This window comes from Mucilaginibacter sp. KACC 22063, from assembly GCF_028736115.1.
Classification (GTDB): Bacteria; Bacteroidota; Bacteroidia; order Sphingobacteriales; family Sphingobacteriaceae; genus Mucilaginibacter.
The window spans coordinates 4,668,759-4,694,863 of sequence record NZ_CP117877.1 but is presented as its reverse complement, the minus strand read 5'-3'; the positions used below and the strand labels follow the sequence as shown (position 1 = coordinate 4,694,863).

The following is a 26,105-nucleotide window of genomic DNA, read 5'->3' as shown; positions in this document are numbered from 1 at the left end:
TAAATTACGATTCTAAAGTAGCAATAAATTGTGAAGAACAAATTAATTGAGCCTGCGGGTGAGCTGCTCCTCAATTTTTTTGAATATCTGCAAGGGTTTAAGCGCCCGCCAGTTTAACTCGTCGAGCATACCGCCAAAGTTAATGTAATAATCAATGTTATTTTGCTTAAACTCATTGATCACATGCTCGCGGAAGTTGATACCCGCTATCCAGCCATCTTCCACATCCTGAAACCATTCTTCGTAGTAGCAATCGTCTGATGCATGGAAGTTAAGGATGTTCTCACCGATCAGTATAAAATGGTTCACACCCTCGTCCATCATTAATTCCAATAATTCGCGCTTAAGCAGCATAATATCATTGTTAATGGCATCATTCCACTCGCCAATTAATTCAATGATACTGTAATGCCGGTCATAATCAACATACAGTACCTTCAGATACATGGTATTTGACCCGAATGAATCCCATTGCGGATGCAGCAAATAGTTATATACCTGTTTATCAAACTCAAACTCGTTATACACTGTAGAGTAGAACGGCGAAAGCTCGTCTTCTGCTGCAATGTAATCATCCCGCCAGCGGTAATATGGCTCTATTTCGTGCATTAATCCTCCGTCTCCCATAAAAGGGAGCATTTTTTATTTACTTAAATATACGTCAACTGCTTTACGTACGCTGCCATGCTTTTGTAATAAATCGGCAGCAGTAGCTTCGTCAAGCCCAGTTTCTTCCATTACCATGCGTGTGCCGCGATCCACCAGTTTGTTATTAGATAACTGCATATCCACCATTTTATTACCTTTTACACGGCCAAGGCGTATCATGGTAGTGGTGCTCAGCATGTTTAAAGCCAACTTTTGTGCAGTACCTGCTTTCATGCGGGTTGAACCGGTTACAAACTCGGGGCCTGTAATCACTTCTACAGGATATTGGGCTTCAGCAGCTACAGGGCTTTCGGCATTGCAAACAATACAGCCGGTAGCAATACCATGCTCATTGGCTGTACGCAAACCACCAATTACATAAGGCGTACGCCCCGATGCTGCAATGCCTACCACCACATCTTTGCTGTTGATTTGATATTCCTGCAAGTCTTTCCATGCTTGCTCCATATCATCTTCGGCAAATTCAACAGCTTTGCGTATAGCGCTGTCGCCGCCTGCTATAATACCCACCACCCAGTCGAAAGGCACGCCATAAGTTGGCGGGCATTCGGATGCATCAACAACACCAAGCCTGCCACTGGTACCGGCACCGATGTAAAACAGGCGGCCGCCATTGCCCATGCGGTCAACCACTACGTTTACCAGTTGCTCCAGTTGCGGTATCGCTTTTGCCACAGCATCGGGCACTGTACGGTCCTGTTCGTTGATGTGCTGCAGCAACTCTGCAACCGGCATTTTATCAAGGTTGTTGTAGATAGAATCCTGTTCGGTGGTGTTGATCATATTACAAAATTCCAAAAAAAATCATGGAAGTAGCTCATGATTTAATTATTAATTAGTAGTTAAGCTTTTAACACGTATTTTTATGGCTGAATAAATGAAACAAGCAGCCTCAGTCATCTTCAGAACGGTTATTTTACTTTTAGCAGGAATCACCATTGGCTTGCTTATTTCAAAACCCGGCTATTTAGCGCGTACAGTTAACGGCAATCATAAAATAGATAGCATCCTGTACGTGATTAAGCACCATTATGTGGATAATGTTGCTACAGATACACTGGAGATAAAAGCCATTAACAGCGTACTTACCCAGCTCGACCCACACTCTGTATTTTTGCCAAGGCAGCAGGCACAAACTGTAAATGAAAAGCTGGAAGGCACATTCAATGGGTTAGGAATCGAATATGTATTGCTTCGCGATACCATGTTTATTACGCAGGTGTATCCGGGCAGCCCGGCCGCATGCAGCGGGCTGGTTAATGGCGATCGTGTGATTACCATTAACCAGCACCAAATTGCAGGCAAGCCGCTCACTACCGATTTTGTAAATCAGCAACTAAAAGGCGAGCAAGGCAGCCATGTAATTATGGAGGTTAAGCGAAATGCAACACCCGGATTCAAAAAATTTAACTTAATACGCGGTCCTGTGCCTTTAAGCAGCCTTGATGCCGCTTATAACTTAAATCAACAAACGGGCTATGTTAAACTGAGCAAGTTTGCATCAACAACAGATACCGATTTCCGTAAGGCGGTTAATCAAATGAAATCAACCGGGGTTGACCAGCTGGTGCTGGATCTGCGCGGCAACCGCGGAGGTTACCTTGGTGCGGCAACTGCTTTGGCTGACGAGTTTTTGACCAAAGGCAAACTGATTGTTTTTACAAAAGGCGCACATGAAGAACGTACCGATTATTTCGCCACAGACAGCGGTATTTTCCAGCAGGGAAAGCTGGCTTTGTTGATTGATGAGTATTCAGCATCGGCAAGTGAGATTGTGGCAGGCGCTATTCAGGATCTTGACCGTGGTGTTCTTGTTGGCAGGCGGTCGTTTGGTAAAGGGCTGGTACAACAGCAATTTGTTTTTGGCGATGGCTCTGCACTTAACCTAAGCGTGGCAAGATATTACACACCATCGGGCAGGTCGATTCAAAAGTCATATAAAGATGGTATTGAGGAGTACCGTAAAGAGATTGGCGACCGCGAACAAAAAGGGGAGCTAACTTCGGAAGAAAAGAACCTGAGTGAGGATGCATTTAAAACCAAGGCCTTCCATACGCAGTCGGGCCGCAGGGTATACGGCGGCGGCGGTATTATGCCGGATGTTTTTGTGCCAGACGATCCTGCTGCTAATGTGGCTTTACTGGGCGAGCTAAGCCATAATCAACTGTATACAGCTTATGCTATTGATCACTTGCAGCCTGTTTTAAGTAGCTTTTCGGTGTTTGACGAGTACATTAAGGATTTTACCGTAAGTGATGCCCGTGTGGACGAGTTTATCGTTTATGCTTCAAAAACACTTAAAGAAATGGATTCTGCCGAGATCAAATTGGCAAAGCCATACATAAAACTTTATCTGAAAGCTTTTGCAGCAAGGTTTAAATGGGGGAACAGCGCTTATTTTAAAGTGCTGAACCAGAATGATGCTGCCATCAGTAAGGCATTAGCGGCTATTAAATAAAAAGGCTCCCGTTTCCGGAAGCCCTCTTAACACAAAACTTTATTTTTTTATTTATGGACGGCCGTGGCCTCTGCCATGTCCGCGTCCATTATCCCAACCGTTGTGGCGGCCATTATCGTGACCATTCCAGTGGTTTTTATATTTAGGGTCGCGGCTATCACGGATGATTACCTGATCGCGGCGGCCGCGGTAGTCTGCATACCTGTTGCGATATACGTTATTCCTTCTCCACGGGTCGCGGTCATTAACTACTACTTTGTAGCTATTGTAGATATCGTAGTTACGGTATTGTGCTGGCAGGCTGGCTGAACGCCTCCAGGTATTTCCTGATAAGTAAATGAACTGATGATTTGGTACATCATAATATGAATTAATATCAGGCATGTAGTAATAATTAACACGGTCGTATCCTACAGGGCCCCAATCTGGCTGGCTGCCTATGTTAATACCTAAGTTGAAACTTACCTGTGCATCTGCCATTTTTACTGTTAAACTGCTTACTAAAAGTGCAGCTATAAAAATTAACTTTTTCATATGGTCATCATTTTAGTGTGCAGCTTTTCATGTTGTAAAATCTTGGTTTCGAGTACATGAGAGCCGCAGTTTTTAAAAAATTTGAAAGTATGACAATCAAACTCATCAAATAGTTTAAAGTATTTTTTGTATCAATCCGGTTACTTAAGTAATGGATAAATACTTACTTAAGAGTCAATATTTTGCCGATGAAGAAAGTTTAAATAGGTGTCGCGGCTGATCATGTGCGCACCCATCGATGCAAGATGGTCGGTATGGAGCTGACAGTCGATAAGGTCATATTGATTACTTTGGCAAAGCGATATCAAAGCCAGTTTAGAAGCATTACTTACTTTACTAAATATGCTTTCGCCGCAAAATACTTTGCCAACGGCCACGCCGTAAAGCCCACCAACCAATTCATCATTTTCCCATACCTCGTAAGAATGGGCGTAACCAAGCTGATGCAGGCGGATGTAGGCATTTTGCATATCCTTAGTGATCCATGTACCATCCGCCCTTCGCGGGGTGCAGTAGCACAAGCTTTGATGACTGCTTCAAAATTAGTGTTGGCGGTTAACCTGAATCTATGCGCATTAATCACCTTTCGCATGCTTTTACTGATCTTAATTTCCTGCGGATACAGTACAAACCGTTCATGCGGCGAATACCATAGGATAGGGGTTTCGTCGCTGTACCAGGGAAATATGCCATTCTCATAAGCGAGCAGCAGCCTTTCAGGAGAAAGATCGCCACCTACGGCAAGCAAGCCGTCGTCTTCTGCCAGCGAAGGGTCAGGAAACAACAGCCGTTCATCAAGTCTGAAAATCATGCAGGCGCAAAGTTAGGATGCTTTGCGCCTTATCACTAATTTTTTATTCTGTGCTTTTAAAACGTTATCCATATAAACCTGCATCTCAGTATATTTTGCTGCCGGTATACGGTTGTTGATAATATTAAAATTGGCAATGCTTGTTACCTGGTTTTTAGCGGCATCGTAAGCATAGGTTACATCATAATTACCGTAGCTAAACTTTAAGTTTACGTTTACCGGCAATGATTCCACCGTATAACCTGCCGGAACGTCAATTACAGTAGTGCATTTTTTCTGTAAAGGATGCTCAAAGAAGAAGTCAGATCTGCGCTTTTCAAGCGAAGGTATGGCTGCCGTCCAGATATCCAATACCCGCGGGCGATAAAATTGCTTATCACCGGCAGCCATATCATAAAATTTATCATACTCCAAAGCCAGGTCAACTTCTTTAACATCATTTTCATCCGCACCATCTTTAATATCAAATACCGAAGGCTGCTTTAGTTTCAAACTACGTATCAGAAATGCTTTCTGGTCATCGTTACTGTTTGACTTCATCTCCATATAAAGATCGCGGTATTCGCCGGTACTCAGTATTTTTACTGTTGCTTTGGCGCTGCCATCCTCATTAAGTGCGATGTGTGTTTCGCTGTTAAAAACGTTATCAGCCATGCTGCTTTTGGGTGTATTTACCAGCATACCACCATTTTCTGTTACCAGTAAAGCTCTGCGATTTTCAGTAAAGGGACCAAGTTTACCAAATGGCTGCCTGTTACTGGTACACTCTAACCAGGTTGTATCGCCTTTTAATGGCAGGCAAAGTATCACGTGATCAAAAGGGTCATAGGGGAAAGCCGGATCAGCAGGTTCTTTATTAGTGCCTGCATTAACTTCGGCATAATAAGAAGGAATGTTTACAGCTTTTAACAAAGCATACATGTAGTTGGTAAGTGCCTTGCAATCCCCATATTTTTTTTGATCTACAAACGTCGCTGGAAATGGCTTTAAACCACCGATGCCTAATTGTATACTTACATAGCGCATGTTTTGCTGCATGTATTTGTACAGAAACTTCGCCTTTTCTTTATCGGTCTTCAAATCAGCGGTCATTTTCCTGATCTCTTCAGCCCTGGCCTCGGGTAAAGAACAAACATCTGCGTTAAGTGCTGATTGCCATTTACCATAGCTTTGCCATGAACTAAAATCACCGGGGATACCCATAAACTGGAACTGGTTGGCAGCGAATGCAATTCGCTTGGCTACGCACCATTCCGGGACATCGTCCTCTGGCTTTTCTGCTTTCAGGTTTTTTACCTGCCAGGTATAAGTTTCAAGGTTGTCTTTATTACCTTTTTGAGGCGCAAGCTTAACGTTTTTGCAGCTGTATCTAAATCCGATAGATGGGTCTGCGCTCACTTTGCATACCGATGTCTGTACAGACGTTTCTGAATTTTGAATATTCCAGGAGCCCAGATCTAAAAAGCTGGAAAGATCTTCTTCATAACCTGTTTCAATAGTAATAGGGTAGCTGGCTATGGTATGCTTAATGCCTAAATAACGGTCATCAGTTACAAGGGTTGCATCATCATAAGCAAGGCCATCATACATGTCGCTTTTGTAATATTTTTTAAGCAATACGCCATCTGCATTGTAAACACGCATAAAAATGCTGTTTACAACATCATACTTCCTGTTATACCCGATTTGGAAACGAGCCTCGTAATCAGCTTTATCATTTAAAATGGTTACTAATTTATAATGTTTCAATACCGCTTTTCCGGCTCCTTTAATAAGTATTTCATCAGAAGAATAGCGTATAACAGCATTGGCGTTTTCTTTAAGCGAGTCGGCAATGCCCGTTGCTTTGTAAAGCTCTTTTGAAAGGTCTGCAGGCTGTGCAAAAGCAACCGTGGTAAAAGCGAGAAAACCGCATAGCCATACTATGCGGTTGAAGGTGTTTAACTTCATATGAAGATCAGGATTTTTTTAAAACTATTTGTTCGTTGAGCATTTCCTGCAGTTTCTTATAGAACTCGTGCAGGGTAGCATAATCTTCTTTAAAATAGGTCGACTTTTCGTAAGAAATACTGTATCTGATCATTACCGTACCATCCTGCTCAACTACGTAACGTTTAAAGCTGATACTTTTATCCGGCATAACCATATTAACGCTTTTTGGAAGCGCATCAATTTTATAACCGGCAGGTATTTTGTAAAGGCCGTTCATGGATACATCGTTGATATACCCAAACTGTATATCTGTATAACGGTTCTCGCTTAAGAATGGGTTATTGTTAAGTGCCGTAAAAAGGTTAGGCGCAAAATAAATGTAACTGCCATCAGAGCTGGTCAGGTCGAGTTTGAAGTTCATGGTTTGTGACAGGGGGAGAGAGTCTTGATCCATGTTCATCATTTTAAGATCTGTAATCTTCAAATTGTTGTCATGGTTAGCCAGCATTTCTAAGTATTTTTTCTCACCATCTGTTTTATAAGATTTGATATTGTTTAGCCTGTAATAGCTATAGTTATTTATACTTGCCGTGCCCGACATGGCACCGCCCGCATCAATACTGGCATTCACAAAAATTGTTCTGCGGGTTGGTGATGATTTTACCAGATATTTTAAATCATAAATACTGTTCTCTTTATCCATCATTAAGCCAAATGAATTAAGCAGGCTTTCAGGAATTTCGTTATAAGCATTGTATTTGTTTGATGCATCTAACACGTAGTTTTTTGCACTATCAACAGGTATATAAACTACTGCCCTGTTAAATTTACCTATAAAAGGCGAAGCCGGGGTTACTTTGCCATGCTCGCGGGTACTTACAACCATCGGATAAGCTTTTACACCTGCCTGTTTCAGAAGGTGGCAAAGTATTAAATTGATCTCTGTAGCATTGCCTGATTTTTTTTCCCAGGCGCTTTTAGTTCCGATGTTGGTGTACCATGCATCGCTGTTGTTCCATTTAAGGTTGTCACGTACCTGATTAAAAACGTAATTAATACGCTCATCATCCGTTTTAAAAGTCTTTGCTTTAGCAATTACAGTAGCTTCGTTTAGTAATGAACGTCTGATCTGACTCCCAAAGTCTTCATCATTAATAATGGCTTCGCCAACTTTAGGCCATGTGCTGGCATAATCTGTACCAATATTTGCCATTGGCCTCACAGATAAAAGCTCGAATGAGATACCCTCCAGGTTGTCTATAGACGAAGACATGTAGGGTTCATCCGGTAAAGAATGAACATTCTCCAGAGCCATGTCTTTAATGTCATTATAATAGTTAAAGGCATCAGGCCCGCTTCCAATAGTTCCTGATGACGAAGAACGTGTGTTTTTGACAAAGTCTTGAGTAAGATGCAGCGGGGTACGGAAACTGATCCAGTCAGGAATCTCGGTAATCAATTCGCTGTACTTTGTTGGAATATTTGATTGAAAATACCACGCAGGTATGTAGCGATATGAATTTATAGTACGTTTATATTTATATTCAATTACAGAGCCGGGCTTTACATTAGGGAAGGTAAAAGTTAAAAGGTTTTGCACCTTATCTACCACTTGTGTAAATATCTGTGCCTTTTCAACTTTTGTAATCTCTACTTTGTCATTGTTTAGATTAATGGTTTCTGCCTGTAATCCGGTTATGTTTTCAAACTTGTTGCCGCCATCATATTCTATTTTTATGTTGGCTTCATTTTTACCGTTATCATTAAATATTTTAATACGGCGATGCTCTTCAACAATTACATTAAGGTTATTGTCATAAGATACGGTTGCTTTTTCAAACAAAACCATTGCATTGGCATCCTTTTCAAATTCACATGATTTCAGCTCAAGGTCAGCTTTGTCAATTTTTCCGAATGCTTGTATTGGGTTTGGTGTTTGGGCATAGGAACTTAACTGCGCTAAAGCGCAAATAAGTAAAGGTAAGGTTGCTCTCATTTAAATTAGTAGGGTTTAGAGACTTCTAAGATAATAATCTGTTAAAATTTTAAAAAGAGCAAGCTCATCTTTTATGAAGTATTAATGAATAAATCAACCGAATTTAACTTAGCGGAAAAAGTTTGCCTAATTTCGTTCATAAAGGTTTAAACCTCATTGCTGATAATTAGTCAATTAACGCATGAACACAACGAGGCAAATAAAACATCTTTACGCCCGAGCTGGTTTCGGGATCAGGTTTAAAGACCTTCATGATCACGAAAGTGTGTCTGTTAAAAAGAAAGTAAAAGAGCTGTTTAAAAACGCTGAAACAGTAAGCCCGCTTAATGCCGTAACCGAAAACATTGATCTGCGCCCGAAATCTGACGATCCGGAAACGAAAAGGCAGGCACAGGAAGATCGGAACAAACAGGAAAGAGCACTTAACGTTGCCTGGATAAAGCAAATGGCTTTTTCTGACGCGCAGCTGCGGGAGAAAATGACCTTGTTTTGGCATAATCACTTTGCATGTAACGTCGGTAACTTTTATTACCAGCAGCAGATAAATAATGTGGAGCGTGAGCATGCGCTCGGAAACTTTAAAACCCTTTTAATTAATGTTTCCCAAACCCCGGCAATGCTTGCTTTTTTGAATAATCAGCAAAACTCAAAAGGACACCCTAATGAGAATTTTGCCCGCGAGCTGATGGAACTTTTTACTTTGGGGATAGGGCATTATACCGAAGATGATATCAAAGCATCGGCAAGGGCATTTACCGGCTGGCGTTATACCGGAAAAGACGGATACCGCTTTCAGCCTTATGCTCATGACGAGGGCATGAAAACCTTTATGGGTAAAACCGCTAACTTTTGCGGCGAAGACATCATAGATATTATACTTGCTAACAAGCAAACGGCAAAATTTATCAGCCGTAAACTTTATAAGTACCTGGTAAATGATGTGCCCGATGAAGATCATATTAACCAGATGGCAGATGTTTTTTACAATGCCAATTATGAGATTAAACCGCTGCTGGAATTTGTATTTACAGCCGACTGGTTTTATGATGATAAAAATATCGGGGTACTGATCAAATCACCGGCAGAGTTGCTGGTATCATTAAGCCGTCAGTTTTATATCGATTATCAAAACCCCGACGTGCTGCTGCAGTTTCAGCGTACAATGGGGCAGGTGCTCTTCAGGCCGCCTAATGTAGCCGGATGGCCCGGCGGCAGAAACTGGATCGACAGTTCGTCGCTGATGTATCGGATTAAAATTGCATCTATATTGCTCAATGGTGGTGTAATTGACTTTACCGGCAAGGCTACGCCCGAAGATCAGGCGTTTTTGGCAGCTACCAACAGGCAACAATTCAACAATGCTAAGCGTACGCAGGCGTTTCCGGACTGGAACAAGTTTTTAAGCGAAATCCCGTTGAAAGAACCACGCGAAGAGATAGTTGCGTTTATGCTTGAACCGCCGCTAAACTCGGTTGTGCTGAACGCTGTTAACCAGGCGCCGGATATTAAATCAATGATTATACAGGTAGCTTCAACCCCAGAGTATCAACTCTGCTAAATGTGAATGTCATGAAAAGAAGAGATTTTTTAAAGAACTCCATGCTGGCTTCAGGTGCATTTATGCTTCCGGCGTTTTTAAAACCGTTTGAAGCATTGGCACAAAGCGATTTAACCGGTCATAAAAATCTGGTAGTGATACAGCTTTCGGGTGGCAACGATGGCTTAAATACAATTATCCCTTACGGTAACGATATTTATTACCAAAAGCGCGCTACTATAGGTATTAAGCAGGCTGATCTGATTACGCTGAATGATATGCAGGGTTTTAACCCTAATCTATCTGCGTTAAAACCAATTTATGACCAGGGTTGGATGAGTATTGTAAATGCTGTTGGCTATCCTAACCCCGACAGGTCGCACTTCCGTTCAATGGATATATGGCAAACGGGCAGCAATTCAAATGAGTTTTTGACTACTGGCTGGCTTGGCCGTTACCTTGACATCAACAGGGCTGCTATGCCAAAAGATTATGCTGCAATTGAGCTTGATGATACTTTGTCCCTTGCTTTAAAAGGTAAAACAATGAGTGGCATGGCCGTATCCGACCCCTATAAATTATATCAGAATACCCGCGAGCCATTCTTTAAAAACATTGTGAACGAGCATGATGCGCAGCACCTGAGCGAAGATAATCTCGGCTATCTGTATAAGTCAATGATAGATACTTACTCGGCTGCTGATTATATCCAGAATACTTCTAAAACTTATAATGTAAAAGCAGAATACCCGCATACGCCTACCGGTAATCAGTTACGTACCGTGTCTAAGTTTATTAACTCAGGGTTGCAAACAAGGGTATATTATGTTTCGCAAAGTGGTTTTGATACCCATGCTACACAGCAGGTTAATCAGGGCAAGGCTTTAAAGATGTATGGAGATGCGGTGGCTGCTTTTATTAACGACCTGAAACAAACCGGCAAACTGGATGATACGCTGATCCTGACATTTTCTGAATTTGGACGCCGTGTTGAACAAAATGCAAGTGGTGGTACCGACCACGGTACAGCCAGCAACATTATGCTTTTCGGCACCAAATTGCAAAAGCCGGGCATCTGCAACGATGCGCCTGACTTATCGGATCTGGATAATGGCGATTTAAAATATAAAGTAGATTTCAGGGATGTTTATGCCAATATCCTTGATAAGTGGCTTGATGTGAGCAATGAAAGTGTGCTGAACAGAAAATATGACGGCATAGCCCTGGTATAGCTTATTTGCAATACTGGGCAATGAACTTATCGGCTCTGTCGCTGCCTATGTTGCGGATAAAGTTCCAGTCCTCACAGGCACCGGATTTATCGCCCTGTTTATACCTGCGGTTTGCCTGGTCTAACAGGTCACTGATGAATTCATCATCATAGCCAAGCTGCTTTTTTAGTGCTATAATTTGCGCTTCGTTGGTGGTATCAGCTTTGCCAGCGTACTTGTTCTTATAATAGTTGGTCACAGCATCCTGCAAGGCTTCCTGCGCCTTATAGCTGGCTATGGCAGCAGCCATGCTTGCATTATTAACGCTGCCACAGCGTGTTTGATCTAGGTCAAAGCGTATCGGCAATACAATGTTTAAATTGGTATTATATCCGCTGGCTACATCCCAATGGCCTGATGTCATTTTAACTACGCGTAAAGCTTCGTCATCGAGATCAATACCCAAACCTTGCTGTACTGCTACATTGTTTACGTTGCCTTTGGCATCAACTTTAAAGCTAACCTGTATGGTGGCTGCAATACAATTTTGCCTTGAATATTCGGGATAGATAATATGGCTTGAAAGAAACTGCGCCAGGCTGGCATTACCGCCTTTGAAGGTAACCTGGGCCTTGCTTTTTAAAGTAAAGCATGCGCAGAACAGGAGCAATATGGCTAAGCGTAACTTCATGGCCTTTAATGGAATAACAATTTTAGCCGATAATGTTTGCTGCCGGTATTTGTAAAAGTATTTGTGGGGCGGGGATGTTGTTAATCAGCAGATCTTTTTCAGAATATTTGCCTACGCCGGGATAATCGCCTCGCATGCCCTGAAGATCGAACATCAGCTGGAAGTGCAGGTGCGGTGGCCAGCTGCCATTCTCGTCGGCATATCCAAGCTCGCCAATCTTCTGGCCGGACTCAATGAGATGGCCTTCCTTTAATCCGGATAAACTTACACGGCTCAGATGGCCATAAAGGCTGTAAAGAACTAAGCCATTAAGGTCATGCTGCAAAATAATGGTTGGGCCATAATCTCCGAAGTGGTTATTATCCTGAAAGCTATGTATAACACCTGCCAATGGCGCATATATATGCGTATTTGCCGGTGCCCAAATATCTACACCCAGATGCAGCCGACGTGGTTCATCGGCAGTGTTAAATAAAGCGCTGCGCTGGTAAAGCGTACGATGTTCCATATAGCCGCCAATACCGTAGCGGCAATCGTAATTGCGCAGTTTGCTTTCGATCCACTTGCTGAAATTTGCTGTATCAGCAATGTCAGCAGCTGTAAGATCCTGGTTGTTTTCGGTAAAGTTGAAATGATAAAAACGGTCGCTTTCCGGGTTGAACGGAATAACCTGACTTATTTTATGCGCATTTGTAGCAAGGTAATCAGTAAGCAGGCCGTGTTTGTCCATTATTCTCCGTCTTCGGTATCGGGTTGGCGGGGTTCTTTACTGATCTTATCGAAAAGTGCATCCATGCGCTCAACATACTCATTGGTATCATCAACAAAAAATTCAAGCTGAGGAATGATCCTTACCTGGTCTTTAATGCGGGCGCCTAATTTGTAACGGATTTCTGATGAATGTTGCTTTACTGTGCTTAAAGCCGCAGCCGTATTGGTGTTGTTAAAGAAGCTTAAAAACACACGTGCAATTGCCAGATCGGGGGTTACGCGCACTTTAGTGATGGTTACCAGCGTGTTTGGCAGAAAGTTCATGCCTTCCCGCTGAAATATAGCTGCCAGGTCTTGTTGTATGACACCGGCGAACTTTTGTTGGCGTTTAGATTCCATTTATTTATAACGTTAGTTTAAGGAAAAGGTTATTAGTACAGGTGAAAGGTTTAAAGTTGAAAGCTAAAAGCGCTTGTCTTGCTTTAAACTTTTGACTTTAAGCTTTAAACTTAATTACACATATCCTGTGGTATTTCCTTAGTGATTTTAATAAGCTTTTTAACAATCAGGGTACTGTCATACTCTGATCCCATGCCTTCTTTACCCGATTTTACTTTTTCGCCTTCTATTTCTATATAGACCGGTACATAAGGCTTTTCAATATTCATTTGTGAGTATTGAAGTTCCAGTTTGTTTGATTGGTCTGTAACCCAGTATTCGCGCCCGGTATCGCAATCTTTGAATGACTTGGCGTCGGGCCCGAAACTATAAATACCTTTTATAACCTTATTGTTGCCGCTGCCACCGCCATTGGTACAGGCGCAGAAGAATAGGATAGCAAAGCCAAGGGTATATTTGATTAGCCTTAAATGCATGTGAGCAAATTTATAAATCCTGTTTAATTTCATCGAGTCCTTTCACACTTAACCGTGCACTAATACCCGATGCAATTACAGCGATACCTGTTACTGTTAAAAAAACTAATATAAAATCGGTGACCTTAAACTGTACCGGATACGCATCAACAACTGTTAAGCCAGCTCCCATGCTGATAAACCCATATTTCTGCTGAAGGAAACCAAATGTAAAACCGGCAATAATGCCCGCAATGCATCCAAACATGGAGATCAGCATGCCTTCGAAAAAGAAAATACCCTGTATCAAGCCTTTGTTTGCGCCAAGGCTGGTCAGGATGGCAATGTCTTTCTTTTTATCAATTACAAGCATGGTGAGTGAGCCAACAATATTAAATATAGCAATTACCAGTACAAAACTTAATATCACAAATACTGCCCATTTTTCGGAGTGCAGAATTTTATAGAGCAACGTATTTTGTTCGTAGCGGTTTTTAATAGTGTAATTCTTTTCGCCAAGTTTCTCTTTTAAATCATCCTGAACGGCTTTGATATTGGTTCCGCGCTTATAGTTTAATTCGATGGACGATACCGCGGTAGGTTCATCCAACAAGCCTCGCATAAATCCAATAGGCACAATTACCATATCGTCAAAATCCTGCTGCAAACTAAATACGCCCGATGGGTAAATATATTTTACAGTAAACTCATCGGCTGGGTTAATGCTGTTAAGTGAGGCCTTTCTGTTAGGGGAATAAACCTGCAAAGCAGTTAGCCTGTCGTAAACATTTACACCAAGGCTGCCTTGTACCGATGCGCCGATAACTGCCATATTTTGCCCGCCCGAGTTTAATGTAAATGAGCCGTGAAGTATGGTGCTGTCCAGTTGTTTATTATTTAAAAAATCGTTGCTTACACCTTTCATGTTGGCAATAAACTGCCTGTCGCCGTAACGCAGCAAAGCTTTTTCCTGCAAAACTTCAATATAGGATACCAGTTTTGGATCGCGGTGGGCCTGGTTAAAAACAGTATTATTAGGCTCGAAGGTTTTGCCCAGCTTCGGCTCAATCTTAATTTCAGGCGTAAAGTTGTTATACAAAGAAAGTATCACATGCTCTAATCCGTTAAATACGGATAGGATGATGATTAGCGCTGCACTACCAATAAACACACCAAGCATAGATATCCCCGAAATGATGTTGATGGCATGCATCTTCTTTCTGGAGAAAAGATATCGGCGGGCTATGTAAATGGAGGTGTTCAATGCTTGTTACTTATTGTTGCGTGTTGTCAGTTTACAGGTTCGTGTACATCATGTAAATAACACGACCCCCGCAACTGAAAACTTAATACTAATCTTAAAAGAACGGATTATTTATCTTTTCATATCCAATGCTTGTTTCAGGGCCGTGGCCGGGATATACCGTGCAACTATCGGGCAGGGTAAAAAGTTTTTCTTCGATGTTTTTGATCAGTTGCTGATGATTGCCTCCAGGCAAATCAGTTCGCCCAACGCTGTGCCTGAACAGAACGTCGCCGCCAACAAGGAAATTGCTTTCGCGGTCATAAAAACAGAGGTGCCCCGGCGAATGGCCTGGCGCGAAGATTAATTCCAACGTGGTTTCACCAAATAATACCGTTCCGGTCTCTGGCAGAAAATGATCAGGCAGGGGCGATAGTTCATACCTCATGCCGGATTGCTGCGCCCATGCAGGTACAGCTTCAAAAACTACCAGTTCGTCTTTGTTAAACTGTGGCTTTAATCCGTACTGATCAAACACAAATTTATTGCCCAGCACATGGTCAATATGGCAATGGGTATTTAAAAGTAATACCGGTTTTAAGTTATTATCGGCTATAAATTTTACTACCATATTTTGTTCAGCACCGTTGGACATGCCGGGATCAATGATTGCGCATTCGCCGGTGTTATCGTAAAGGATAACGGTATTTTCCTGGTATGGGTTATTTGGAAATATTTTGATTTTGGCCATAGTTGTCTGTTAGCATAGGTGCGGGATTCATCCGTCCCTTAAAACAACAAACTTACAGAGCCGCCTGCATATTGCACAGCATTTCTGTAAGTCTGCATTAAATATAATTTTATTGCGTTAGTTTCTTCTGTTGTTCAGGAAGGAAACATAATATAAAAGCGTAGCTAATGAGCCCAATGCTGCAACCACATAAGTCATGGCTGCCCACCATAAAGCATCCTTTGCCTGTTCATGTTCCTGGCGGGTTTGCATTACGTTGTAATTGTTATCAAGCCAGGCCAAAGCGCGGCGGCTGGCATCAAATTCCACCGGTAGCGTAATAAAGCTAAATAGGGTTACTAATGCTAATGCGGCTATTCCTATCACCAATAAAAACGGATTATTGGCAAATAATAACAGCATTACGCCGATCATTAAAGTCCATTGCACCAGCTTTGATGCAATATTAATCACAGGGACAATAGCTGAACGTAAGGTTAGCCAGCTATAAGCCTTTGCATGTTGTACGGCGTGGCCACATTCGTGCGCGGCAACAGCTGCAGCAGCCACACTACGGCTGTAATATACATCCTGGCTTAAGTTTACCGTCTTGTTTTCAGGGTTGTAGTGGTCGGTAAGCTGACCGTCAACAGAAATTACCTGCACATCGTAAATGTTGTTAGCGCGCAGCATTTTCTCTGCAACTTCTGCACCGGTAAGGCCGGATGTTAATCCCATTTCGGCGTACTGCTGAAATTTGCTCCGGAAGCGCGATTGTACAAATAAACTGATCAACCCGATCACGATCATTAAGATCCATGCGGACGAGAAGTTTATATATGCTAATATCAATGATAAATGAGTCATAGTTTATGCGTTTACTTATAAAGCTCAAAAAGCATTCCGCATTTAGGTATATTCATTAATAGCCATAGTTACGTTAAAGATGGCTGACAATTAAGCAGATGAGTTGACTCAAAAGCGCCAAAACATCAGTTAACGTTTGCGCTCACCTTTCATTTTCGAGGCTATGGTTAAAGCTTCGTAAGCATTTACGATACCTCCGGATTTACTAAGCGTAGTAAAATCAACGAGTTGTTTAGTACCAGGCTTATTTACTTTAAAGCCGGTTAATGGCTTTGCCGATTGTATAATCACTTGTTTCAACTGGCGTGCGCTCAAGTCGGGATAATACTCTAATACCAACGCTGCAACACCGGCCGTAATTGGCGAAGAAAAGCTGGTGCCGTCTTCGGTTTGTGTATCTCCATTAAGGGTTACCGATGTTACCTGAACGCCGGGTGCAAATACATCTACATTTTTTTGACCGTAATTGCTGAAATCAGCGGCTAAGGATTGATCCTTATGCGGCCCCGATGCCCCTACATTGATCAGGTTATCCGCATCGGTAGAAGAACCGTCGAGGAAAATATCGTTAGGAAAATCAGGCGTGGCATCCACATCCTGATTGTCATTGCCCGATGCCTGTACCAGAAGCACATCATGTGCAGCGGCGTATTTCATGGCATCATCAACCCATTGTTTATGCGGCGACAGTTTTTTGCCGAAACTCATGTTAATGATCTTCGCACCATTGTCAACTGCGTAACGAATAGCGTTGGCCACGTCTTTATCATATTCATCGCCATCCGGTGCTGCGGCCAGCGCCATAATACGTACATTATCGGCCACACCATTTATGCCATAACCGTTGTTGCGTATGGCGCCTACAAAGCCGGCCACCATAGTGCCGTGAAACATATCGCCCAATTTAAGGCTGTTGTTACCAAAAGGTTTGTCGTTTAATTCATCCGGGTTGTCTCCAACGGTGTTATGGCGCATGTCCAGGTCAGGGTTAACATCATTGTTAAGCTTGGCCATGTACTCCGAATAATCCTTGATGATCTTTGCATTGGTCGAAGACGTGCTGCCGTTAAATGCGGTAGTCCACAAAAATTTGAGATCACGCAATGTATCATTGGTAGCCTGCATGCGGTTTACATCAGCAAGGGTAAAAGTTTGGTCGGCACCCAGTTTTAGTTTTCTTTTGATGAGTGTGCTGGTTTCAACTAAAGCACCCATGATAGGGGTAAGCTGTTTAAGCTCGGTATCGGCTTTGCCAACGGTTGAATCGCGCAGGTGCTTCACATGCAGCCAGTAATTATATTCTTTAGTATCAGTAGCGGTTGATGCAGTTGCATTAAGGTACTTCCCTTTCAGGCGCTCATACTCGCGCACCTCTTCAGAGGTCTCCTTACAGTCGCATTTACCATTAGGGCCGCCAATAAAGTTCCAGCCATGTATATCGTCTACATAGCCGTTGTTATCATCATCTTTACCGTTGCCTTTTTTCTCGCGCGGGTTAACCCATAAAATAGATTGCAGGTCTTTTTGCAGCGTATCAACCCCGCTATCGATAATGGCAACCACAACAGGTTTGCTTTTTTTGCCTTTAACGTACTGGTAAGCCTGATTTAAACTGATGCCATAATAGCCATCGGTTTTCAGGTCAAGAGAAAACCAGTTGGTTGGCAGCGGTTTTGTAGCAACTGTAGACTGTGCTATTGCACCAAAGCCTGTAAATAAGGTAATAAAGGTATAGGCGATGGTCAATCGCAGCATGTATTTCATTAAGCAGTAGTATGTGGTTATAAATCAAATTTAATTCCCTGAGCCAATGGCAGCTGGGATGAATAATTAATTGTGTTTGTCTGACGGCGCATATAAGCTTTCCATGCATCTGATCCACTTTCGCGGCCTCCGCCTGTTTCTTTTTCGCCGCCAAACGCCCCGCCAATTTCGGCACCCGAAGTGCCTATATTAACGTTAGCAATCCCGCAATCAGAACCTGCAAACGATAAAAATTGTTCGGCTTCGCGCAAATTATTCGTCATGATAGACGATGACAAGCCTTGCGGAACGTTGTTTTGTAACGCTATTGCTTCATCAATATTGCTGTATCTGATCAGATAAAGGATAGGGGCAAAGGTTTCGTGCTGTACAATGTCAAAGTGGTTTTCTACCTCGGCAATACAAGGTTTAACATAACAGCCGGAAGCGTATTCATCGCCTTTAAGCACACCGCCCTCTACTATAAAATTACCGCCTTGTGCTTTGCATTGCTCAATACTACTAAGATAACTGTTAACGGCATCGCGGTCAATAAGCGGGCCCATGTGGTTGTTTTCATCCAGTGGATTGCCTATGCGTACCTGCTGATATGCATTTACCAGTTTCTGTTTAAACTGGTCGTAAATACTTTCATGAATAATCAGCCTGCGGGTAGAAGTGCAACGCTGCCCAGCTGTGCCTACCGCACCGAACACGGCACCGGTAAGCGCAATGTTCATATCGGCATTTTCTGTAATGATAATGGCGTTATTACCGCCAAGCTCTAACAGGCATTTGCCAAGGCGTTGTGCTACGGTGGTTGCAACTGCCTTACCCATGCGGGTCGACCCTGTTGCAGAGATCAAAGCAATACGGGAGTCTGCTGCCATTTGCTCGCCGATATTACGGTCGCCAATGATCAGACATGATACGCCTTCTGCAATGTTATTGGCTGCAAATACTTTTTGAATGATATGCTGACAAGCCAGTGCGGTTAAAGGTGTTTTTTCAGAAGGTTTCCAGATGCAGGTATTACCACAAACCCATGCCAGCATGGCGTTCCAGCTCCAAACGGCTACCGGGAAATTAAAGGCAGATATAATACCGACAACACCTAATGGATGATACTGCTCGTACATGCGGTGCCCCGGCCGCTCAGAGTGCATGGTTAAGCCATAAAGCTGGCGGCTGATGCCTACCGCAAAATCACAGATGTCAATCATTTCCTGCACTTCGCCCCAGCCTTCTTGCAGGCTTTTACCCATTTCGTAAGATACCAACCTGCCCAGTTGATCTTTATTGTCGCGAAGTGCATTACCAATCTGACGTACAATCTCACCGCGTTTAGGTGCAGGCAAAGTTCGCCAACTTGTAAAAGCTTTCGTAGCTTTGTCGGCTATGTTATTTAAATCGTCAGCAGTGGCAAACTTTACAGCAGCAATTTTCTGACCGTCAACAGGGGAGATAATATCCTTCAAAAACGCGCCAGCACTACTGCCAGAGGCTTCGCCTGTACTAAAAGCATCGTTAATTTCGTTTATATTGAAATGTTGCAGTACAGATTTGATATCGAAATTCATAGGGTTGGATTTTTTCAAAGTTAAAACACTGCTTGTCCTAATCATAAATTAATCATATAATAAATTTACTCTTACAATCAGTTACTTACGCCCGCAGGGTGTTAACAACCCTTGTTTGTTGAAAACTAATTTGCACCATTGCATATTTTACATTGTAATTTAATCATCATAAAGTAGACGTCCGATGTCACTTTTGCTGATTTTGTCAGTCTTAGAATAAAACCTATCGAATGGAAGAAGACTTTGAATTCGGTTATTCCGAGGATCCCAAATTTTCCGTTGAGAGATACGAGGAAATGATCCGCAACCACGATCAGTATTTTTTTGATGCACAAGCCTTTGAAAATATTATTGATTACTATATAGAAAAAAACGACCCGGCCAAGGCCTTACAGGTTGTTGAATATGCGCGTAACCAACACCCTTTTGCTGCTATATTTTTAATAAAGCAGGCACAATTGCTGGTGGTTACCAACCGTATGTCTGAAGCTTTTGCTGCGCTTGACAAAGCCGAGATGCTGGAAGCTTCAGAGGCTGATATCTACATCATCCGCGGTAACCTTTTCGAGAATATGGAGCGCTTTGATGAAGCGCTTGAAAACTATGAAAAGGCACTTGGCATGGCTGAGGAAAAGGATGATATACTACTGCACATTGCCTACGTTTATCAAAACATGGGCGATTATGAGAATGCTATTGCCTACCTGAAACGCTGCCTGGAATACAACATGGAAAACCAGGATGCGCTTTATGAGCTGGCTTTCTGTTACGATGTAATGGATAATCAGCAAGAGAGCGTTCAGTTCTATCAGCAGTATATTGATAACGAACCTTACAGCTATGCGGCATGGTACAACCTGGGCAACGCCTACACTAAATTAGGTTTATTTGAAAAGGCGATTGATGCCTATGATTACGCCATTTTAATTAAGGATAGCTTTGCTTCTGCTTACTTTAATAAAGGCAATGCATTGGTTAACCTGGAGAAATATGCCGAAGCGATTGAGGTATATCGCCAGACATTTGAGTACGAGCAACCCAACGCCGATACTTATTGTGCAATAGGCGAGTGCTACGAGAAACTGGAGCAAATGGATGATGCGCGAGCCTTTTATAAGAAAGCCGTTAAACTTGACTCTAAACTGGCAGATGCTTGGTTTGGTATCGGTGTAACGCTCGATTTTGAGGAGCGCTATTTCGAAGCTTTGCATTTTTACCGCAAAGCGCTCGACCTGGATGCTACCAATGCCGATTACTGGTTTGCCATTGCAGATGCAGAGTATAAGCTTGGCCATTTACAACAAGCCGAAAGCGCGTATGAAAAGGTAGTGGAGCTTAATCCGCTTGATGTAGATGCATGGCTCGACTATTCGTCGATAATGTATGAGCAGGAGCGCCTGGTTGATGCTATTGAAGTAATATCACAAGCGATAAAAAATAATCCGGATTCGGCAGAATTGTATTACCGTATGGTAGCATACCTGTTTGCCAAAGGCGATTACAATGATGCGCTTGCCCACCTGGAAATGGCATTAACCGCCGACCCGGAAAAACACTATATCTTATTTGATTATTTGCCACAGCTACAAAAGAATAAGATCATCATAGATATTATCAGTCGTTATATGCATTGATAAAACAGAGTCAAAAACTGAAGCCAAGCTTTTAAAGTTTGGCTTTTTTTATGAAAACAAGAATAGACTTTGAAACTTATTGAAAACTTATTTGTAATATTGCATTGAAGCGTGGTTATAATCGAAGTTCCACACATTTTGTATGGAATCCCTCTTATGAGGTGCCCTCGAGGTGTAGATTATAGGACGCTTTTTTTGTCACCGTAACTTAATGTTCCAAACGGTAAATTTCCTCTTTTTGTACTTAAAATTATCTCCTAATTGTGCAAGGCCGAATTTTAATGCTATATAGTTAGAGAGTTCCAGTTTCGCTAAACTAGCGCCCGCTTTTAAGTGTAATTCATTCTTATGGTAACCAATTGCTCCAATTAGTATGTCTACTAATTGTACGAAATCTGATTTTTTTGAATCAGTTGGCTCAATACTCCTAAACGGCGAAGAACGGCTGCCTAATTTGTAGAACATATTATTGTTTAAGCGGCTTTTTAATTCTCCAAGCATATAATTTGTCGTTTTATGATCAGGAAAGACTATAAAACTATTATCTTGATTCAAATTATCCAGTAAATAATCACTGCCAAAACAATGAAATAGCAGTTGATAGTACATCTTATAAAATCCAAGTTCACCATCTCCGCCATTATATTTTCTGTGATTAAATTTACTAGTATCAGCAATTATGCTTCGAAAGTTTATTCTATTTTCTTCAATTAATTCGAATATTAAATCTACTAAGTTTTTATATTGCTGAATTCTATTATTAGATACTTTGCTCCATTTAAGCTCATATATCATTCCATTTTGCTCTCTATATGAACGTATTTTTAAACTTAATTCATTAAGAGATTTAGAATTTACTATAATACCACCAATCACCATAAATCGTTCTTTAGTGATACGGCTTTCATCGCAATAGATATTAAAAAGCATGTTTTTTATTAAGTCATCAAAATAAAAAAATGCTTTCAAAATATTAGCTTATCATCTTAATTTGAGTAGAAATTAACGACATTTGTAACGTTAGTACTTTTAGTTATAGTCTATAACATAAACTTAACGATGAATTATCATCTTAATAATCTACCCGAGAGAACAGCAAAGCCGCGTAACGATGGCATGACCATGATGATGGATAAAGGATTAAGCCTACGACAGGTGGAAGACTTTATTGAGGTGTGCGGCGCTTATACCGATATTGTAAAATTAGGTTGGGCAACATCATACGTTACGCCAAATCTTAACGAGAAACTTAAACTATACCGGGATGCCGGACTGCCTGTTTATTTCGGCGGCACCTTGTTTGAGGCTTTTTTAGTCCGCGGCCAGTTTGACGAATACCGCCGCACGCTCGACCGCTATGGTATGCAGCACGCAGAAGTATCTGACGGGTCTATTACCATTCCGCATGATGAGAAGTGTGAATACATTAAAACGTTAAGCGAGCAGGTAACGGTAATTTCGGAAGTAGGGTCAAAAGACGTTCAAAAGATATTTGCGCCTTATAAATGGATCCAGTTAATGGAAGCCGAATTGCAGGCAGGATCATGGAAGGTAATTGCCGAAGCCCGCGAAAGTGGTAATGTTGGCATCTACCGTGATTCGGGCGAGGTGCGCCAGGGTTTGGTGGATGAAATCCTGACCAAGATCCCGCAGGATAAAATCATCTGGGAAGCGCCGCAAAAAGCACAGCAGGTGTGGTTTATCAAACTGATAGGCGCTAATGTAAACTTGGGAAATATTGCACCAGCTGATGTGATACCATTGGAGACTTTGCGCCTGGGTATCAGAAGCGACACTTTCAGCCATTTTCTGGAATTATGACCTTAATTAAATATGTCATCCTGAGCAACGCGAGGATCTTATTAGATTAGATTCTTCACTTCGTTCAGAATGACATATTAATTTATTCATAAACAATCCGAATACACCCCAGAGAGAGGGCAGGGAGGGGTTATAACAATCTCATCAAACTGAAATCAGATACTCCAATCTTTTAACATTTCAATCCCCTATATTTACCAGCTTAAGCAATAGGTTATAATCACTATGAAAAGATACGGGATCATCGGTTACCCGCTTTCGCATTCGTTCTCGCAAAAGTTTTTCACCGAAAAATTTGAGAACGAGCATATCAAGGATTGCCGCTATGAGGTTTTTCCGTTAGAAGATATCAACGATTTCCCGAAGCTTTTAGAAAAGCACGATAACCTGTGCGGCCTAAATGTGACTATACCGCATAAAGTAAAAATATTGGAATACCTCGACTGGTGCAGCGATGCAGTAAGGCATATTGGTGCGGCAAACTGTATCCGTATTTCTAAAGAAAGCCCGGTACTGGCCGCATTTTCTGGCGAGGTTGGGATAGGCGGTCATAATTTCCGGTTAGAAGGTTTTAATACCGATGTTTACGGTTTTCAAAAATCCCTGATGCCACTACTGGGTAGCCAGCATCAGAAAGCCCTTGTTTTAGGCGATGGAGGTGCTGCTAAAGCGGTTAAGTATGTATTAAAGGAACTGGAAATTGAATTTAAAGTTGTAGCGCGTAAGCCCGGACCAGACAGAATACTTTTCACAGATCTTACACCAGAGATCATTAAACACCATAAATTAATTATCAATACTACGCCGGTAGGTACCAGTCCAGATGTAGAGGTTTGCCCGCCTTTGCCGTATGAAGCTTTAGGTTCAGATCATTTATTATATGACCTGATCTATAACCCAGATCAAACATTATTTTTGAGAAAGGGGCTTGAGCAGGGCGCACAGATCAAAAACGGCTACGAAATGTTAGTTTTACAGGCAGAACAATCATGGGAACTATGGAATTCCACCGCTTTTCATCCGTAAGGCTTTTTGCATTTTTAGCTGTTATTGTGTCCGCCTTGTCGGCTTGCGGTAATCACGACTATTCGCCTAAGCCAAGGGGTTTCTATCGTATTGTATTCCCAAAGCACGAATACCAGGAGTATAATGAGGGTTGTCCCTTCACATTTGAATACCCTAAATACAGCGTTATAGAGCCTGATAAAAAAGGTGATGCCAAACCCTGCTGGATCAATATGCAATTGCCACAGTTCAAAGGCACACTGCATTTAAGCTATCAACCAGTTACCTCAAAAAAAGTATTTAATGAACTAACCGAAGATGCCCGAACCTTTGCATTTAAGCATACGGTTAAAGCTACTTCGATAGATGAAGGGGTAATTCGGTACCCTGACCGAAAGGTATATGGCATTTATTATACGATAGATGGCAATGCGGCTTCATCCGCACAATTTTTTCTGACGGACAGTACCAAAAACTACATCCGTGGGGCGTTATACTTTAATTCTGAACCACGGCTTGATTCTATACAGCCTGTGCTTGATTTTGTGAAGAAAGATGTGGATGTGATGATTAAAACCTTCCGCTGGAAGAACAGATAAAATGAAAAAATCCCGGATTGCCGGGCTTCGTTGTTATATTTTGTTCCGGAGATTAGTTTAAGCGGTAAGGCGCAACCATAAAAAACTCAGGAATTTCCACTTCAAACAAAGCGTTATCCATTGTACGTATCATCTGGTATTCGCCTTTCATGCGGCCGATGTCAGATTTCAGGTTGCAGCCTGACACATATTCATGTGATTTGCCTGGCTCAATAACAGGTTGTTCGCCAACAACGCCATCGCCTTCAACTACACGGTGTGTGCCGTTAGAGTCGTAAATATCCCAACGACGGCGTAGCAGTTGCACAGTGTAATCACTTAAATTCTCGATATTTATCTTGTAGGCAAACATATAGTGGTCGCTTGCCGGGTTTGAATATTCTGGTTGGTATTGTGTTTCTACGGAAACTTTTACACCATCTGTAATTGTAGTAACCATAACAGTTATAAAAAACAATTTAAAATTATTGATCGTCGCTCAATAATCAAGCCATTACGGATGAATAGTGATTTTCAATCTGTTCCAGTATTTCGTTGATCTCTTCCATTGTGCCTGCCTGCACCAGTTTCATACGAAACTCTTTGAAATGATCAATGCCTTTAAAATAGTTTGAATAATGCCTGCGCATCTCAAATATGCCGGTTTTAGGGCCTTTCCATGCAACAGATTTCTCTAAGTGGGTACGGCACACCTCAATACGCTCTGCCATGGTTGGCCCGGCTAAATATTCGCCGGTTTTAAAATAATGTTTAACCTCTCTGAAAATCCACGGATAGCCAATAGCAGCCCGGCCGATCATCATGCCATCAACGCCATATTCCAGGCGCCAGGCAGCAGCTTTTTCAGGCGAGTCGATATCGCCATTGCCAAAGATGGGGATCTGTATGCGCGGGTTCTTTTTAATCTCGCGGATCAGTGTCCAGTCGGCAACGCCTTTATACATCTGTGCGCGTGTGCGGCCATGTATGGTAAGCGCCTTAATACCTACATCCTGCAGGCGTTCGGCAACTTCATAAACGTTTTTGGTATTATCGTCCCAACCGAGGCGGGTTTTTACCGTAACCGGTAAATGGGTGGCCTCCACAACAGCTTTGGTCATGGCTACCATTTTATCAATGTCTTGCAACAAGCTTGCGCCCGCACCGCGGCAGGCTACCTGTTTAACAGGGCAGCCATAGTTAATATCCATCAGGTCGGGGCCGGCGGCAGTAGCTATTTCTGTCGCTTCTCGCATGTGCTCAATGTCGCTGCCAAAGATCTGTATACCTATAGGGCGTTCATACTCAAATATGTCCAGTTTCTGGCGGCTTTTTGCTGCATCGCGAATCAGACCTTCTGATGATATAAACTCGGTATACATCATGTCGGCACCGTTTTGCTTGCAAACATAACGGAACGGCGGATCACTCACGTCTTCCATCGGTGCCAGCAGAAGCGGAAACTCCCCTAAATCAATATTTCCTATTTGTACAGACATG

Annotated in this window: 25 protein-coding genes and 1 pseudogene; 7 read left to right on the top strand and 19 right to left on the bottom strand. The window is 42.2% G+C overall.

Going from position 1 to position 26,105, the window contains the following annotated elements; all coding sequences use genetic code 11:
* Positions 1-42: 42 nt before the first annotated feature.
* Entirely contained in the window at positions 43-609 is a 567-nt protein-coding gene (locus PQ461_RS20585) for a hypothetical protein (RefSeq protein ID WP_274304041.1), read from the bottom strand.
* Positions 610-642: 33 nt separating this feature from the next.
* Positions 643-1,452: an N-acetylmuramic acid 6-phosphate etherase gene (gene murQ / locus PQ461_RS20580; protein ID WP_274207447.1), complete on the bottom strand. Its 810-nt coding sequence runs from the start codon at positions 1,450-1,452 to the stop codon at positions 643-645.
* 94 nt (positions 1,453-1,546) lie between these two features.
* On the opposite strand from murQ, the gene PQ461_RS20575 reads away from it, so the two are divergent.
* Positions 1,547-3,127, top strand: coding sequence for a S41 family peptidase (locus tag PQ461_RS20575; RefSeq protein WP_274207446.1), 1,581 nt, complete (start codon positions 1,547-1,549; stop codon positions 3,125-3,127).
* A gap of 51 nt (positions 3,128-3,178) precedes the next feature.
* Here the strand turns inward: PQ461_RS20575 and PQ461_RS20570 are convergent, their stop codons facing one another.
* The 5 genes and pseudogenes from PQ461_RS20570 to PQ461_RS20555 form a co-directional block, all read right to left on the bottom strand.
* The gene (locus tag PQ461_RS20570) at positions 3,179-3,661 is read right to left on the bottom strand and encodes a hypothetical protein (RefSeq protein WP_274207445.1); all 483 of its coding nucleotides are present in this window, start codon (positions 3,659-3,661) and stop codon (positions 3,179-3,181) included.
* Between the two features lie 167 nt (positions 3,662-3,828).
* Complete coding sequence (locus PQ461_RS21175) at positions 3,829-4,131, bottom strand: leucyl/phenylalanyl-tRNA--protein transferase (RefSeq protein WP_337993487.1); 303 nt, start codon at positions 4,129-4,131, stop codon at positions 3,829-3,831.
* Between the two features lie 98 nt (positions 4,132-4,229).
* Positions 4,230-4,472: pseudogene (locus PQ461_RS21170) on the bottom strand (leucyl/phenylalanyl-tRNA--protein transferase); the annotation flags it as partial.
* A gap of 12 nt (positions 4,473-4,484) precedes the next feature.
* Entirely contained in the window at positions 4,485-6,422 is a 1,938-nt protein-coding gene (locus PQ461_RS20560; protein ID WP_274207444.1) for a DUF3857 domain-containing protein, read from the bottom strand.
* Between the two features lie 7 nt (positions 6,423-6,429).
* A complete protein-coding gene (locus PQ461_RS20555) occupies positions 6,430-8,400 on the bottom strand; it encodes a DUF3857 domain-containing protein (protein ID WP_274207443.1) in 1,971 nt (656 codons plus the stop codon).
* Positions 8,401-8,581: 181 nt separating this feature from the next.
* On the opposite strand from PQ461_RS20555, the gene PQ461_RS20550 reads away from it, so the two are divergent.
* Entirely contained in the window at positions 8,582-9,958 is a 1,377-nt protein-coding gene (locus PQ461_RS20550; protein ID WP_274207442.1) for a DUF1800 domain-containing protein, read from the top strand.
* 11 nt (positions 9,959-9,969) lie between these two features.
* Positions 9,970-11,169 (top strand): DUF1501 domain-containing protein, encoded by a 1,200-nt coding sequence (locus PQ461_RS20545; protein ID WP_274207441.1) that lies wholly within the window; start codon positions 9,970-9,972, stop codon positions 11,167-11,169.
* A gap of 1 nt (position 11,170) precedes the next feature.
* Here PQ461_RS20545 and PQ461_RS20540 read toward each other — a convergent pair whose 3' ends face one another.
* The 9 genes from PQ461_RS20540 to amaB form a co-directional block, all read right to left on the bottom strand.
* On the bottom strand, positions 11,171-11,839 hold the full coding sequence (locus tag PQ461_RS20540) for a TonB family protein (protein WP_274207440.1): 669 nt from the start codon (positions 11,837-11,839) through the stop codon (positions 11,171-11,173).
* A gap of 22 nt (positions 11,840-11,861) precedes the next feature.
* Complete coding sequence (locus PQ461_RS20535) at positions 11,862-12,569, bottom strand: peptidoglycan DD-metalloendopeptidase family protein (RefSeq protein WP_274207439.1); 708 nt, start codon at positions 12,567-12,569, stop codon at positions 11,862-11,864.
* Positions 12,569-12,949 carry a 30S ribosome-binding factor RbfA gene (gene rbfA, locus PQ461_RS20530; protein WP_274207438.1) on the bottom strand — a complete coding sequence of 127 codons (381 nt, stop codon included), beginning with the start codon at positions 12,947-12,949 and terminating at the stop codon, positions 12,569-12,571. Before rbfA ends, PQ461_RS20535 begins: the two co-directional genes overlap by 1 nt.
* 110 nt (positions 12,950-13,059) lie before the next feature.
* Positions 13,060-13,425 carry a hypothetical protein gene (locus PQ461_RS20525; RefSeq protein ID WP_274207437.1) on the bottom strand — a complete coding sequence of 122 codons (366 nt, stop codon included), beginning with the start codon at positions 13,423-13,425 and terminating at the stop codon, positions 13,060-13,062.
* 10 nt (positions 13,426-13,435) lie between these two features.
* Positions 13,436-14,668, bottom strand: coding sequence for an ABC transporter permease (locus PQ461_RS20520; protein ID WP_274207436.1), 1,233 nt, complete (start codon positions 14,666-14,668; stop codon positions 13,436-13,438).
* Positions 14,669-14,762: 94 nt separating this feature from the next.
* Entirely contained in the window at positions 14,763-15,398 is a 636-nt protein-coding gene (locus PQ461_RS20515) for an MBL fold metallo-hydrolase (protein WP_274207435.1), read from the bottom strand.
* Positions 15,399-15,515: 117 nt separating this feature from the next.
* Positions 15,516-16,244, bottom strand: a complete 729-nt coding sequence (locus PQ461_RS20510; RefSeq protein ID WP_274207434.1) for a zinc metallopeptidase — start codon at positions 16,242-16,244, stop codon at positions 15,516-15,518.
* 129 nt (positions 16,245-16,373) lie between these two features.
* Positions 16,374-18,008 (bottom strand): S8 family serine peptidase, encoded by a 1,635-nt coding sequence (locus PQ461_RS20505; RefSeq protein WP_274207433.1) that lies wholly within the window; start codon positions 18,006-18,008, stop codon positions 16,374-16,376.
* A 17-nt stretch (positions 18,009-18,025) separates the two neighbouring features.
* Positions 18,026-19,567, bottom strand: coding sequence for an L-piperidine-6-carboxylate dehydrogenase (gene amaB / locus PQ461_RS20500; protein ID WP_274207432.1), 1,542 nt, complete (start codon positions 19,565-19,567; stop codon positions 18,026-18,028).
* Between the two features lie 230 nt (positions 19,568-19,797).
* Here amaB and PQ461_RS20495 point away from each other — a divergent pair, with 230 nt between their 5' ends.
* A complete protein-coding gene (locus PQ461_RS20495; protein WP_274207431.1) occupies positions 19,798-21,201 on the top strand; it encodes a tetratricopeptide repeat protein in 1,404 nt (467 codons plus the stop codon).
* Between the two features lie 198 nt (positions 21,202-21,399).
* On the opposite strand, the gene PQ461_RS20490 is transcribed toward PQ461_RS20495, so the two are convergent.
* Complete coding sequence (locus tag PQ461_RS20490; protein ID WP_274207430.1) at positions 21,400-22,170, bottom strand: DUF3800 domain-containing protein; 771 nt, start codon at positions 22,168-22,170, stop codon at positions 21,400-21,402.
* A gap of 90 nt (positions 22,171-22,260) precedes the next feature.
* Between PQ461_RS20490 and PQ461_RS20485 the strand changes: the two genes are divergently transcribed.
* From PQ461_RS20485 to gldD, 3 genes are all read left to right on the top strand, one after another.
* Positions 22,261-23,022 carry a phosphosulfolactate synthase gene (locus PQ461_RS20485; RefSeq protein WP_274207429.1) on the top strand — a complete coding sequence of 254 codons (762 nt, stop codon included), beginning with the start codon at positions 22,261-22,263 and terminating at the stop codon, positions 23,020-23,022.
* A 225-nt stretch (positions 23,023-23,247) separates the two neighbouring features.
* Entirely contained in the window at positions 23,248-24,048 is an 801-nt protein-coding gene (locus PQ461_RS20480; RefSeq protein WP_274207428.1) for a shikimate dehydrogenase family protein, read from the top strand.
* Entirely contained in the window at positions 24,012-24,626 is a 615-nt protein-coding gene (gene gldD, locus PQ461_RS20475) for a gliding motility lipoprotein GldD (RefSeq protein WP_337993486.1), read from the top strand. The genes PQ461_RS20480 and gldD overlap by 37 nt, the downstream gene beginning before the upstream one ends.
* 52 nt (positions 24,627-24,678) lie before the next feature.
* On the opposite strand, the gene apaG is transcribed toward gldD, so the two are convergent.
* Together apaG and dusB are read right to left on the bottom strand one after the other, a co-directional pair.
* On the bottom strand, positions 24,679-25,065 hold the full coding sequence (gene apaG, locus PQ461_RS20470; RefSeq protein ID WP_274207427.1) for a Co2+/Mg2+ efflux protein ApaG: 387 nt from the start codon (positions 25,063-25,065) through the stop codon (positions 24,679-24,681).
* A gap of 46 nt (positions 25,066-25,111) precedes the next feature.
* Entirely contained in the window at positions 25,112-26,104 is a 993-nt protein-coding gene (dusB, locus tag PQ461_RS20465; RefSeq protein WP_274207426.1) for a tRNA dihydrouridine synthase DusB, read from the bottom strand.
* Position 26,105: the final 1 nt, after the last annotated feature.